At 42.1% G+C, this 13,949-nt stretch carries 13 protein-coding genes; 6 read left to right on the forward strand and 7 right to left on the reverse strand.

Annotated elements, in window-relative coordinates; genetic code table 11:
• Positions 1-131 precede the first annotated feature (131 nt).
• The 3 genes from cls (NST39_RS18115) to NST39_RS18125 all read left to right on the forward strand — a co-directional run bounded on the left by cls (NST39_RS18115) (position 132) and on the right by NST39_RS18125 (position 2,631).
• On the forward strand, positions 132-1,328 hold the full coding sequence (gene cls / locus NST39_RS18115) for a cardiolipin synthase (RefSeq protein ID WP_065097845.1): 1,197 nt from the start codon (positions 132-134) through the stop codon (positions 1,326-1,328).
• 12 nt (positions 1,329-1,340) lie between these two features.
• Positions 1,341-2,303, forward strand: coding sequence for a UV DNA damage repair endonuclease UvsE (uvsE, locus tag NST39_RS18120; protein WP_065097844.1), 963 nt, complete (start codon positions 1,341-1,343; stop codon positions 2,301-2,303).
• A 73-nt stretch (positions 2,304-2,376) separates the two neighbouring features.
• Entirely contained in the window at positions 2,377-2,631 is a 255-nt protein-coding gene (locus NST39_RS18125; RefSeq protein ID WP_044140181.1) for a hypothetical protein, read from the forward strand.
• Positions 2,632-2,661: 30 nt separating this feature from the next.
• Here NST39_RS18125 and NST39_RS18130 read toward each other — a convergent pair whose 3' ends face one another.
• The 3 genes from NST39_RS18130 to cls (NST39_RS18140) form a co-directional block, all read right to left on the reverse strand.
• On the reverse strand, positions 2,662-3,660 hold the full coding sequence (locus NST39_RS18130) for a S66 family peptidase (RefSeq protein ID WP_341029659.1): 999 nt from the start codon (positions 3,658-3,660) through the stop codon (positions 2,662-2,664).
• Between the two features lie 72 nt (positions 3,661-3,732).
• Positions 3,733-5,448, reverse strand: a complete 1,716-nt coding sequence (locus NST39_RS18135) for an ABC transporter ATP-binding protein (RefSeq protein WP_341029662.1) — start codon at positions 5,446-5,448, stop codon at positions 3,733-3,735.
• A gap of 105 nt (positions 5,449-5,553) precedes the next feature.
• Positions 5,554-7,056, reverse strand: a complete 1,503-nt coding sequence (cls, locus tag NST39_RS18140) for a cardiolipin synthase (RefSeq protein WP_065097841.1) — start codon at positions 7,054-7,056, stop codon at positions 5,554-5,556.
• Positions 7,057-7,212: 156 nt separating this feature from the next.
• Here cls (NST39_RS18140) and NST39_RS18145 point away from each other — a divergent pair, with 156 nt between their 5' ends.
• The 3 genes from NST39_RS18145 to NST39_RS18155 all read left to right on the forward strand — a co-directional run bounded on the left by NST39_RS18145 (position 7,213) and on the right by NST39_RS18155 (position 10,327).
• Positions 7,213-8,184 (forward strand): S66 family peptidase, encoded by a 972-nt coding sequence (locus NST39_RS18145; protein ID WP_340913333.1) that lies wholly within the window; start codon positions 7,213-7,215, stop codon positions 8,182-8,184.
• A 124-nt stretch (positions 8,185-8,308) separates the two neighbouring features.
• A protein-coding gene (locus tag NST39_RS18150) for an IS3 family transposase (protein ID WP_106030396.1) occupies positions 8,309-9,459 on the forward strand; the annotation gives its coding sequence in 2 pieces (ribosomal slippage) (positions 8,309-8,582 and positions 8,582-9,459; 1,152 coding nt in all).
• A gap of 550 nt (positions 9,460-10,009) precedes the next feature.
• Positions 10,010-10,327 (forward strand): hypothetical protein, encoded by a 318-nt coding sequence (locus tag NST39_RS18155; protein ID WP_341029666.1) that lies wholly within the window; start codon positions 10,010-10,012, stop codon positions 10,325-10,327.
• Positions 10,328-10,375: 48 nt separating this feature from the next.
• On the opposite strand, the gene argS is transcribed toward NST39_RS18155, so the two are convergent.
• The 4 genes from argS to speB form a co-directional block, all read right to left on the reverse strand.
• Positions 10,376-12,049: an arginine--tRNA ligase gene (gene argS / locus NST39_RS18160; RefSeq protein WP_044140185.1), complete on the reverse strand. Its 1,674-nt coding sequence runs from the start codon at positions 12,047-12,049 to the stop codon at positions 10,376-10,378.
• Positions 12,046-12,468 (reverse strand): DUF1934 domain-containing protein, encoded by a 423-nt coding sequence (locus NST39_RS18165; protein ID WP_044140186.1) that lies wholly within the window; start codon positions 12,466-12,468, stop codon positions 12,046-12,048. The genes argS and NST39_RS18165 overlap by 4 nt, the downstream gene beginning before the upstream one ends.
• Positions 12,469-12,592: 124 nt before the next feature.
• A complete protein-coding gene (locus NST39_RS18170; protein ID WP_044140187.1) occupies positions 12,593-12,940 on the reverse strand; it encodes a hypothetical protein in 348 nt (115 codons plus the stop codon).
• 78 nt (positions 12,941-13,018) lie between these two features.
• Positions 13,019-13,891 (reverse strand): agmatinase, encoded by an 873-nt coding sequence (gene speB / locus NST39_RS18175; protein ID WP_003214818.1) that lies wholly within the window; start codon positions 13,889-13,891, stop codon positions 13,019-13,021.
• Between the last annotated feature and the right edge of the window lie 58 nt (positions 13,892-13,949).

A 13,949-nucleotide genomic window follows, 5' to 3' on the forward strand; every position in this document is an offset into this window, starting at 1 on the left:
TTCATTCCCCAAAACCCACTTTGTTCCGTTTCTATGTTGTACCTCTATCATAAATAATGAATGAGTATTCAGTCAATATTTTTTACACGTTTGGGTACACTATTGAAATATGCAAAAAAGGAGGAAGCTTCATGATCGCATTGATCATCCTACTCGTACTCATTGTCATCGTTTGTCTCATATTGTTAGACCTTTATATGGGAAAGAAATATTTTTCCACCCGCGCTTTTGAACGATCTTTTGATCAAACAAGCGGTGATGCCGCCTTTTATCATGATGGCGAACCACTCTTTGAACAGCTGATCACCGATATTCAGCACGCCTCTTCTTCTATTCATATGATGTTCTTTATTGTAAAGAACGACAAGATTGGTCAAAGGGTGTTACAAGCTTTGAAAACAAAAGCTGAACAAGGGGTTTCAGTCTTTTTACTGACCGATCGATTAGGGTCCTATCCGTTTGATCAAAAGTCCATTGATATGCTGGAGAAAAGCGGCATCCAATTTTACTTTTTAAATAAGCCTCGTTTCCCTTTTTTGATTTATCGGTTAAACATGAGAAATCATCGTAAAATCACGGTAATTGATGGAAAGATTGGCTATATTGGCGGGTTTAATATTGGTGATGAATATGTTGGGAAAAAGGGTCGGTTTGGCATTTGGAAAGATTATCATTTGCGCATGACAGGGCAAGTTGTCGCAGATCTCCAGCATGTGTTTTTGAATGATTTATACCGGACATCTGGCATTCATCAGCTGCAATATGAGGTTTTTCCTGCTTTGGAACCGGGAACACTACAATGCACAACACGCGCGACTGCTGGTTTTTCTTTAGAAGCTTTGTTCCTCAAAGATATTCAGCAGGCGAGGAAACAGATCATCATCTGTACGCCTTACTTTATTCCATCTGCTCCTCTTCTGAGTGCACTGCTTGATGCACGAAAGCGAGGCGTCACGGTTGAAATCATCATCCCAATGAAAGCAGATCATCCACTCGTCAAAGAGGCTGGATTTCATTATTTGAAGGACCTCATTGCCTCTGGCTGCCTTGTTTATCGTTTTTATAAAGGATTTTATCATGCGAAAGCCATTCTAATTGACCAGAGACGCTGTATGATCAGTACGGCAAATTTTGATAAACGCAGCTTGTTTTTAAACGAAGAAGTTGACGTCGCCATTGATGATGTCGACTTTACTGCACACGTAGAAGAAAAAATTCGCGAGCACATAGAAGTGTCTGAGCTTATGACAGAGGAGAAATTGACACAGCGTCCGCTTTTGTCACGTCCGCTGGAATGGGTTGGCGCCATGTTCTCGTACTTTTTATAAAGGAGCTGACCTATGCGTTATCGATTCGGTTATGTATCCAATGCCGTCACCTTGTGGGAGGCTTCTCCTGCCAAGTCGCTGACCTTTGCAAGATACAGCAAGCTCTCAAAGGAAGAGAGAGAAGAGGCTTTATTACGAACAACAAAGGCCAATCTCGTGAATACATTAAGAACGCTTTACTTTGCCATTGCCCATGATATCCCGCTTTACCGTTTTTCGAGTTCGATCGTCCCGCTTGCGACCCATCCCGAGGTACGCTGGGACTTTGTGACACCTTTTCAAAAGGAGTTTCTTGAAATTGGCGAGTTGGTGAAACGGCATGAACTGCGAGTGAGCTTTCACCCCAATCAATTCACCTTGTTTACTAGCCCCAAGCCTTCAATCACAGAAAATGCCGTGATTGATATGACGTACCATTATCAAATGTTTGAGGCGATGAAGCTCGTGAAGGAAGGCTATATGAACATTCATGTGGGCGGTGCGTACGGTGATAAAGATTCGGCGCTTCAACGTTTTGATGACAATATCAAACAGCTACCAGCGCATATCAAGGCGAGGATGACGCTTGAGAATGATGACAAAACGTATACGTCGTTAGAAACCCTTGATGTATGTGAAAAGCACGGTATTCCATTTGTTTTTGATTATCATCATCACGTGGCCAATAAAGATGATGATGCCGTGCTTGAAGACATCCTGCCAAGAATGTTCAACACTTGGACGAGCACTGGCATTCCGCCTAAAATCCATTTATCCTCACCGAAATCAGAAAAAGCCATACGCAGTCATGCAGATGGTGTAGATATGTCCTTTGTCTTACCGCTTTTTCATGCATTAAAACCGTATGGGCGTGATATAGATTTTATGATTGAGGCGAAGTTAAAGGATCAGGCACTGCTCCGACTTGTCGAAGAGCTGTCTGCGATAAGAGGCAACAAGCGAACCGGCGGAGGAACCATTGAGTGGAAATCATAGATAAAGGTTTATCTCTGTTCAAACAGGGGTAACAAAGCTATTGTGAGAAAGTTATTAACAGGAGGATATGAAGATGTCTCAAATCTATTCAATCCAAATCGCTGCGAAAGCATTGAATTTACATAAGCTTATTTCTCTTTATGAAAAATGCCATCAGGCTCAACATCGTCTATATGTGTATTCTAAAAAAACAATGTGCAACATCAAGAACATCGTAGAGCTTGAAACCTTCAGGCTCACTCATTTAGAGTCTGACTACTTAATTGTCGTAGAGGGGAAAAAAGCGCAAGATCTCTTGCAGCCTTTTGAAAAAGAGCAGGTTTCATAAAAAGGAGCAGCCCTCAGGCCGCTCTTTTTGTTAGATCCACTCTTTCGTCAACCACACTTGTTTTGCAGCTGCATCCATTTTCACTTGTGCCCCAATTGGCATCGTAATCATCGGATGCGTATGGGCACAGTCAAAATCTGCGATGAGCGGTCTCTTTGTCTCTCCAAGCACCTCAAGTAAAATCTCGTAAGGTTCTTTTCCCGTTCCCTCATCATCAAACAGCTCATGTTTTCCCAAAAGAATCCCTGATACTCGCTCAAACACTCCATTTACTCTCAATAAAGAGAAGTTTTTTTCTACAACCGAAGCGGTTTTCATGCAATCTTCAATGAGGAGAATGTCTCCTGTTTGGATCGCTGGCATGAACTCACTGCCCCATATGCCGTACATTGCATTCAGGTTCCCGCCGATCAACCTGCCTTCTGCCCGTCCTTCTATGACGCACAGCCAATCGTTCGGACGCTGCTCTTTATCACGCGTCTTTTCTTCCCAATTGATTCGTTCATCCGTCCAAAAAGGTGGTTTTTTGATCTGATAAGGAATGGGTTGAGGATGCATCAGGATGTCTTCGAACGACTGATACGTATAAGCGACGAACGGTTCAAACTCTCCAAAAGATGGGACAAGCGCCGGTCCGTAGAATACAGGCAGTCCCGTTTTTTCGTAAGCGGCTAAAAGAATCGCTGTCGCATCTGAATAACCGATCATGATCTTCGGATATTGATTCAGCAGCTCAAAATCAAGATAAGGGAGCAAGCTATTTGAATTTGTCCCGCCAATCATTGACATGACGCACGCCAAGTCTTCCCTAGCCATTAGCTCATTCAGCTCATCCGCTCGTTCTTGAATTGTACCTGAACGGTAGTGATCCTCTTTCCCTGTTAATGATCCTGGTACCACAATGAATCCTTTTTGCTCAAGCCACTTCTTCGCCCGCTCATACCTAAGAGGCGAGGTCGCTGATGCTGGACTTGAAGGTGAAAAAATACCGATCTTATCGCCTTTTTGTAATCGCCGAAGCCTCTTCATTCCATCAGATCCTTCCTACACGAGTTTTTTCTATCCTAACAAAAAAAGCCCCTTATCAAAAGGGCTTAATCTTTAATGACCAAACTGCGCTTCGTGCAGTCTGCTATATACGCCGCCCATTTGAATTAAATCTTGGTGGCGGCCTTGTTCTTCAATGCCTTCCTCTGTTACGACAATGATACGATCGGCGTGTTTAATTGTTGCAAGGCGGTGGGCTATGACGAGCGTTGTCCTGCCGACAGCTAGTTCACTCAGTGCATCCTGTATGGCTTTTTCTGTTTCTGTATCAAGTGCTGACGTGGCTTCATCTAGAATGAGAATGGACGGGTTTTTCAGGAACATCCGCGCAATCGACAGACGCTGCTTTTGACCGCCTGACAGTTTGACGCCGCGCTCACCTATGACGGTATTTAACCCTTCTGGGAAACGCTGTACGAGTTCCTCTAAATGCGCACTTCTTACAGCCTCCCAAATCTCTGCATCGCTGGCTTCTAAGTTGCCGTACGCAATGTTTTCACGAATGGTGCCTGAGAATAAAAAGACATCCTGCTGCACAATACCGATCTGCTGCCTTAAAGAAGACAATGTCATCGACTTTGTGCTTATACCATCAATCGTGATCTCCCCTTCATTCACATCATAAAAGCGAGGCAGCAGACTGCAAATGGTTGATTTCCCCGCTCCTGAAGGCCCGACAAACGCAACCGTTTCTCCTTGTTTAATCTTTAAATCGATATTATTCAGCACATGACTGTGTTCATCGTAGCCAAATGTTACGTTTCGATATTCAATTTCACCTTTTAGTCCGTGTACATCACGTGCTCCCTCTGTATCCTTCACATCCAGCTCTGTTTCTAGCAAATCGACATAGCTTTTAAAGCCCGCAATGCCTTTCGGATACATTTCAATGACCGTGTTGATTTTATCAATCGGTCTAAATAAAACATTTGTGATCAGAACAAACGCGATAAAGCCACCTGCCGTTAATTGACCTTGCAGGACAAACCATGTACCTGCGAGAAGGACAAACAGTGTCACAAGACGTGTGAGAATGTAACTGATCGATCCATTGACCGACATAATTTTATAGGAAAGAAGCTTCGCCTTTCGAAAACGGTTGTTGTTTTCAGCAAAACGTTTTTTCTCGAAATGTTCATTGGCAAAGGCTTGAACAAGACGAATGCCGCCGATATTGTTTTCAACCCTTGCATGAAAGTCTCCAATGTCATTGTTCAGCTGTGTAATCGCATGCGTCATTTTCTTATTAAAATGAAGGGCAAGCCAGATGATGACCGGCATGATCAGGAAGGTTAAAATGGCCAGCTGCCAGTTAATCATCAGCATGACTGCAAAGGCACCAAGAATCGTCATAATCGCTATAAACAAATCTTCAGGACCATGATGCGCCACTTCTCCAATGTACATGAGGTCGTTTGTCATCCGTGACATGAGCTTACCCGTTTTGTTGTTGTCAAAGAATTTAAAGGATAGGCGCTGAAAGTGATCAAACAGCTTCTTCCTCATATCTGTTTCAATATTGATGCCAAGCATATGCCCCCAATACGACACAATAAATTGCATAACCGAGCTGAGGGCATAAATGACAAACAGCGCAAATGCGGTCCAGACAATGACTGTCCAGTTCCCTGTTGGCAACAATGTATCAATAAAGTAGTTCACGATAAGCGGGAAACCCAGTTCCATTAATCCAACGGCGACAGCGCAAAAGAAATCTAAAAAGAACAGACCTCGATAGGGCCTGTAATAGGCGAAAAAGCGTTTTAGCATATGTAAAAGAACCTCATTTCCTCTATAATTGATAATCATTTTCAATTATAGAGGAATCCTCTTCAAAATACTAGATTAGGAAATGATTTCTTTGACTAGAAATCCTCATAGAACGCCAGAAAACAACCGAGCAAATGATTCCTTTAATCGTTCTTTTAAGCCTCTTTTATAAAAATGAACAGGTCCCATCTGCTCACATTCCATCATATCTTCCTCATAGTGTGCCATCAGCTGCTCAATGGGCTTTTTCGCGGCTGTAAAGACATTGACCTCAAAATTGAGCTGAAAGCTTCTCATATCCACATTTGCAGTGCCGACAGAGGCAAGTTCTCCATCTGCGATCATTACTTTTTGATGCATGAAGCCCTTTTGATAGTGATACACCTTGATGCCCTCTTTTAGAAGCTCAGAAAAATAGGATCGTGTGGCGTATTGTGTGAGAAAGCCGTCATTGATCTCCGGTACCATCACCCGGACATCCACCCCTCTTGTAGCAGCAATTTTCAATGCTGTACGAAGGGATTCATTAGGGACAAAATAAGGTGTCGCAATCCAGACAAATTGTTTCGCATTTGAGATGAGTGCATCATATAAATCACTCATACTTTCTTTCATATCGGGTCCAGTTGGTACAACCTGAATGACATCCTCTCCCGTCACAGGATGCGGCGTATGATATTTCGGATCATCAATTAATACTTCATCTGATACATACTCCCAGTCGAGCATAAAAACAGAGTGAAGGGTTTGGACAGCCTCACCCTTTAACATGGTATGCGTATCACGCCAAAAACCGATATTTTCATCACGTCCGACATATTCTTTTCCGACATTTAACCCGCCGACAAATCCTGTCTTCCCATCAATAATCACGATTTTGCGGTGATTTCGGAAATTGAATTTTTGATTAAAGAAACCATATTTTAAAGGCAGAAATGGAGCGACCTTGACCCCTGCCTGCTTCAAGCGTTTAATATCTTTTCGGGAGAAGCGAATGCTGCCAGCCGCATCATAGATGAAGCGAACCTCTACCCCTTCTTTCACTTTTTCTATCAAAATCTCCATCATCCGGTGCCCGAGGAAATCCGATTTAAACATGTAGTATTCTATATGGATGAACGATTTTGCCTTTTTTAATTCTTCAAAAATACGGGGAAACGTCTCCTCCCCATTTTTTAAAATGTCCATATCACTATTTGTGTTCACATGCATGCCTGTTGCTTTTTCTGTGTAATGAAAAAAAGTCCGCTGATTTTCGGTTAGACGCGATTCATCCGGCTTGCTTTCAAGCTCAGATATTCTGCGTAGTTTTTCACGGTTGTACATTCTCTTTGATTTGAATAAATGACCTTTCACATAGAGCTGTCCTGAGAACAAATAAAACATATAGCCAATGATCGGGAAAAAGATTAGCACATACATCCATAAGAGTGTGTGCTGTGATGTACGGTTCTCTAGCATGAGTGAGATGATACTAAATAAAATAATGGCGATATAAACCGCTGCGTACAGCTGAACACTCCACGCTGGAACCGGCCACCAATACACCACATATGCCCCGAATATCATAAAATATAAAAATAAAAATTCCAGTCTCCTCTTTTTCACATTCTCCGCCCTCATTCGTTTCTGTCTTTTCTCTTCCATACCCTTTGCACAGCTTGTATGAAACGCACGACCTATGCCTTTCTTCTAGCTTTTACAGACTTGGACCATTTGATCCGATATAATGGATAAATATGTGATGGAAAGGAAGATTTGTTTATGCATACACCACCTCCTTTAAAAAAAGGTAGTCATCTTCGTGTCATTGCCCCAAGCCGAAGTGCCAGCATTTTATCAGAAGAAGGAATCGCTCAAGCAAAAAAGCGTTTAGAGGCTTTAGGTTTCACTGTCTCTTTTGGAAAGCACGCGTTTGAATGTGATCTTCATTCCTCTTCATCTATTGAACACCGCTTGTCTGATTTGCATAAGGCGTTCAAAGATGATGAAGTTGACGGTATTTTGACAGCAATCGGAGGCTTCAATTGCAATGAGCTTTTGCCTTACATTGATTACGACTTGATTCGTCAGCACTCTAAAGTTCTTTGCGGCTACAGTGATATTACCGCACTCGCAAGCGCTATTACTGCAAAATGTGAGATGGTGACATACTCAGGCCCTCATTTCTCCAGCTTCCAAATGGAGCAAGGACAAGAGGAACAGACCGCTATGTTTCAAGCCTGCTTGATGAATGACGGTAAGTCTTTTGATGTGATCCCTTCGACAAAGTGGAGTGATGATGCGTGGTATCTTGATCAAGCGAACAGGCAATTTCATCCGACAAAATGGGGAATATATCAGGAAGGAACAGCTGAAGGCACCTTGTATGGCGGTAACCTTTGTACACTGAATTTACTGCAAGGGACGTCGTTTATGCCTCATATCAAGGATGCCATCTTATTTGTGGAGGATGATGATTTGGTTTTCCCTGAAATGTTCGCCAGAGACCTCACATCCCTCTTGCAGCATGCAGAATCAATCAAAGGACTGATCATCGGACGCTTTCAGAAGAAATCCGAGATGACAGAAGAACATTTAAGATTCATTCTAGATAAGCACCCAATGCTCAAACACATTCCAGTGATTTACGATGTCGATATTGGACATACGCAGCCGGTTTTCACCTTACCGATTGGTGGAAATGTAAAGCTAGCGTGTAAAGATGGAGACGTGAAGCTGCGCATTCATTCATAACTAATAAAGGCTAAAAAAGCACCCGAATAGGGACTGACCCCATAAGATGAGACAAATAAAAAACACCTTCAAGTTTGAAAAAAGATCGTTGTGATCCGAAATAAAACATGGAGGTGTTTTTTCTATGGGGACAAGAGTGAGTTATCCGGTTGAAGTCAAACAGAAGGCTGTAGAAATGAGATTGGCAGGCGTACCTATGAAAGAGATCATGCAGAAATTGAATATCAAGAATAAGACGCAGGTTCAGACATGGGTGAGGTGGCATAAGGCTGGGGATACACACCGGTTCGAACAGCCTGTTGGAAAACAATATACCTATGGAAAGGGTCCCGAGTACTCTTCCGAATTAGAGAGACTGCAGGCAGAAAATCGCTATTTGAGTCAACAGAATGAAGTGTTAAAAAAGTACAACGAATTGGAAAGGAAGTTGATAAGGAAACGTCAATCAAACTGGTAGAAGAATTGTGCAAAACGATGACGGTACAGGACATCTGTGTCCATTTAGGCATCTTACGTACTTCGTATTATAGATGGAAAAAGGATCTGACTCAGAATCATTCTAAAAGACAACTAGAGAAACAGGTCGGCACGTTGTGCCGAAAGCACAAATATCGATATGGTTATCGAAAAATCACAGCCATACTAAAAAGGAGAATGCGTATTAACCATAAAACTGTTCAACGTATCATGCAGAAAAACCAGTGGCAATGCCGGGTTAAAATGAAAAAGCGTAAGAAGAATGGGCAGCCCTATGCCGTGGCCGGTAATATACTGGATCGGAACTTTCAGTCTGATCGCCCTCTTGAAAAACTAGTAACGGACATCACGTATTTGCCTTATGGACAGAAACAATTGTACCTTTCCAGTATATTGGATTTATATAATGGAGAAGTGATTGCTTTTACGATTGGTGATAAGCAGGACACAGACTTTATCTTAAACACACTTAATCAGCTCCCAGCACTGCCTGAGAATTGCGTGTTACATAGCGATCAAGGTTCTGTGTATACATCTTACGAGTATCAGAAAGCTGTTCATATAAAAGGCATTACCATGAGCATGTCCCGTAAAGGGACGCCCGCTGATAATGCCTCCATCGAATCGTTTCATTCCTCACTAAAGTCTGAAACGTTCTATCTTAACAGGATTGACCGCACTACGACCAGCATCGTAGAACGCACTGTCAAAGAATACATTTATTATTATAACAACATTCGTATTCAAACGAAACTAAACAACCAATCACCGATAAACTATCGGCAATTGGCTGTATAAAGGTGTTTTGATCCCTGTCTCAAAAACGAGGGTCAGTCCCATATGTGGTGCTTTTTTCTATGCCACCATCTTTTTTAAAAATTTTTTAGAAAAAGTGATCCAACCCTCCAACCCCTTCGTTAAGTAGATGTAAAAAGAAAAGAGAGGAGGCAAAAACATGTTCTCTGATGTACTTAACCAATTATTCGATTCTATCTCTAACATTATTAATACACTTGGATAATTCTAATTAACGCACACATACTACATGCTTACCGAAGGGAGGATGCACTCTATGTTTTCTGATGTACTTAGTCAATTATTCGATTCTATTTCTAACATTATTAATACGCTTGGGTAATGTTCAACATCCGCTGTCTCTAGTAGATAGCGGATGTTTTTATTTAACAGATTCTGAATGGCGCCATTTAAATAACTATAAGGAACCTTGTTTGATTATCATCAATTCAAAAGACCCTTTATGAACTGGTTTCTTTTAAACAATTCAAACAAGCCCAATTGGATGTTATGATCTATTTAAGGAATATACTAACTATATAAAGGAGATATAATGATAAAACGTTTGATTGGTTTGTTTTTTATTACTCTTTGTATTGTTGGATTAAGCTTCACTTCAAAAACTCTCACCCTTTCTGAAGAGGAATTAGATGAAAAGGTCATCCACGTATTGGACTCATTATGGGAAGAGCATGCATTGTTTAACTATCAAATGATCAAGACAGATCCCACAATTTCCATCGGCATCGATACTTCAAAAGATATGGCAAGTTTGCAATCTGTCTTAGAAAAGAAGCTTCCTAAACAAGCATTAGAGGATTATGAAATTGAGATTTTTCAGAGAAATAAAAGTGATCTAAAAGCTGGATGAAAAACACGAAGAAACCCACTCTCGTTCCGAGCGGGTTTCTTCGTGTTCTTACATCTTTTCCGGAGCCGATACGCCAATTAGTTTTAATGCATTCGCAAGCGTAATTTGTGTTGCTTTCATGAGTGAAAGACGTGCTGTTGTTTTTGTTTCGTTTTCTACATCAATGACCTTCTCGGCATTGTAGAAGCTGTGAAGGGCTGATGCAAGGTCATAAATATAGTTCGTTACACGGTGCGGAATACGCTTTTCAGCTGCTTCTGCTACAACTTCTGGGAAGCTGCCAATGATTTTGAGAAGATCGTACTCTTTTTCCGATTGAATGTGAGAGAAATCTGCTTTTTCAAGGTTTGGCTCGTAGCCTTTTTCTTCCCCTTGACGCAGCATGCTGCAAATTCTCGCATGCGCATATTGTGCGTAGTACACAGGGTTATCGTTAGACGTAGATATCGCTAAGTCTAGGTCAAAGTCCATATGTGTTGCCGCACTTCTCATCGCGAAGAAATAACGAGTGGCATCTAGACCTACTTCTTCAATCAGATCACGCATGGTGACAGCTTTTCCTGTACGTTTACTCATCTTCATCTTTTCACCGTTTTTGTATAGGTGAACGAGCTGAATGATTTCTACTTCAAGCTTGCCAGCAGGATATCCAAGTGCTTGGATCGCCGCTTTCATTCGAGGGATATAGCCGTGATGGTCCGCTCCCCAAATGTTAATGAGCTGATCAAAGCCTCTGTCCAATTTGTCTTTATGGTATGCGATATCTGGAAGCAAGTAAGTGAAGCTGCCGTCTTTTTTAATGAGCACGCGGTCCTTGTCATCGCCAAAATCAGTTGAACGCAGCCACGTTGCGCCGTCTTCTTCAAAGACATAGCCTTTAGCGCGAAGGGTTTCCAGCGCTGGTTCGATTTTTCCGTTTTCATATAAAGAGGTTTCTGAATACCATACATCAAATGGGACACGGAAATTCTCAAGGTCTACACGTAATTTCTCTAATTCGTATTTTAAGCCGTATTCACGGAAGAACTTCATACGCTCTTCTTCTGGCTCATGCACGAAACGGTCACCAAATTCATCTGCCAGCTTTTGCCCGATGCCTTTGATGTCTTCTCCTCTATAGCCGTCTTCAGGCATCTCTTTTTCAAGACCGAGCGCCTCAAAGTAACGTACCTCTACAGATAAAGCAAGGTTATTGATCTGATTGCCTGCATCGTTGATATAGTATTCACGGCTCACTTCGAACCCTGCTTTATCAAGGATGTTGCAAAGAGAATCACCTACAGCTGCTCCGCGGGCATGTCCAAGGTGAAGGTCACCTGTTGGGTTGGCTGAGACGAATTCAACTTGCACCTTTTGGCCGCCGCCTGTATTCGTTTCACCATATGCCTCTTTTGCTTCAAGGACAGCTGGAATGAGCTTTGTTAAATACTGATTGTTCATATAAAAGTTAATGAACCCTGGACCTGCGATATCCAGTTTTTCAATAGAAGCTTTCCCTTTATCAAACGCTTTGACAATGTCCTCTGCGATTTGGCGAGGTGCTTTTTTTGCAATGCGGGCAAGCTGCATCGCCATGTTGGTGGAGTAATCACCGTGAGTTTTGTCTTTCGGCACTTCTAAAAGGACATCTGGTACCTGGCTTTCATCAGCAAGTCCTGCTTTGACGACTGCCGCAATGATTTCTTCTTTTAACGCATCTTTGACCTGTTCTGCGATATTCATGAACGTAAATCCTCCTTATACGAAATCGATAATGTATGTAAATGCTTTTGATCTTCCCCTGTCAGCATATCGTACGTAATGTGCAGCAGTCCCTTGTTCACATCGAGATCAATGCCATGTGTGTGTACATCAAGCTGTAGTGTACCGAATGGCATCGTGTAATGTGTGACGGTCGTTTCCCCAATGAGAAAGCGCTGCTTCATTTGAATGGCCCCTGATCTCATGACAAAAATTTCTTTTTCACTCATTTTCACAACGGTTTTTACTTGACCCATTTCATGTTCTTCATGGTAAGTGAGATACGTTTTGTCATTCTTTTCTTGATACGTTCCAGTCGTGCGGAATTCGATCGTTTCAGCCGGCTCCGTCTCTGGTTTCATCACTGACTTTACATGAATTGAAATTTGGTTTTGTGTCATTTTGCACTTCCTTTGCTAAGACCCGTTTAACTAAAATAGTATACCATATTCATGATCGCCTATCATACCATCATTTCTCTTCTTCACTGCGATTAAACTTCGTTTTTGATCTTACGCTATCCCTTTAGAAAAAAAGAAACAGGAAACTCACTAATACCACCAACACAGCCTTTACGCCCATGTCTTTTCTTTTGATTAAATAAAAAAGAGCTTGAACGCCTGAACTTGCCAAAAATACCTGAAAAAAATCAAATGGCACGATCTGTGCTCGCTTAAATATCACCTGCATGAATAACGCAATGGCCGTCAAATAGAAAAAGCCTCGATCCTGAAACAACCCCAACATCTCTTCCTTTGCTTCCTTTTTCGAAGCAAAAACGGGGGGCTCTGCTGCGAGCTCTCGTTTCAGCGTGAGAAAACCCGCCGCTAACACACAAAAAGCGAGAAGCACCATCAATATAGAAGAAAACATGAACTGCCTCCTTTATTTTTTGATCCATGTAAAAAAAGAGCTTGTCCACATGAGATGACAAGCTCCTCTATCAAGGTGTTATTTCACAAATCCAAGCAGCATTTCGCGTAAAAGCTTGCTCGCTGTATTCGCTGTTTGGTCGGAATGATCGTATACAGGTGCTACCTCTACAAGGTCTGCACCGACTACTTGAACCTCAGATCCTGCAATGGCATGAATGGATGCAAGCAGCTCTTTTGATGTAATACCGCCAGCATCTACCGTGCCTGTACCAGGTGCATGAGCTGGATCGAGTACATCAATGTCGATCGTCACATAAACTGGACGCCCCTTCAGCTTTGGCAATACTTGCTTCAACGGCTCCAACACTTCAAATTTAGAAATGTGCATGCCCGCTTCTTTTGCCCATTCAAATTCTTCCTTCATCCCAGAACGAATCCCAAAAGAGAACACATTCTCAGGTCCAATGAGTCCTGCTACTTTACGAATCGGTGTTGAATGAGACAGAGGCTCACCCTCGTATTCCTCACGAAGATCCGTATGTGCGTCCATATGGATAATCGCCAAATCAGGATATTTCTTATGCATCGCACGGAAAACCGGCCAAGACACAAGATGCTCGCCGCCCATTCCTAATGGAAACTTCCCTTTTTCTAAAATGCTGTCGACATACTCTTCAATTAAGTCCAAGCTTTTCTGAGCATTTCCAAAAGGAAGCGGAATGTCACCGGCATCAAAGAATGGTACTTCGTGTAGCTCACGATCTAAATAAGGACTGTATTCTTCTAATCCAATCGAAACTTCACGAATACGGTTTGGACCAAAACGTGAGCCTGGCCGGTAACTGACGGTCCAATCCATCGGCATACCGTATAAAATGACTTTTGCATCTTCCCATGTCGGATGACTTCCAATAAATACTTTTCCTGAATAAGCCTCGTCGAATCTCATGCAAGATTCCTCCTTTTACGCTTCAAAAAATGCGCAAACTGTTATTTGCGCATTTCCT

The organism is Bacillus sp. FSL W8-0645, from assembly GCF_038007905.1.
Taxonomy (GTDB): domain Bacteria; phylum Bacillota; class Bacilli; order Bacillales; family Bacillaceae; genus Bacillus; species Bacillus pumilus.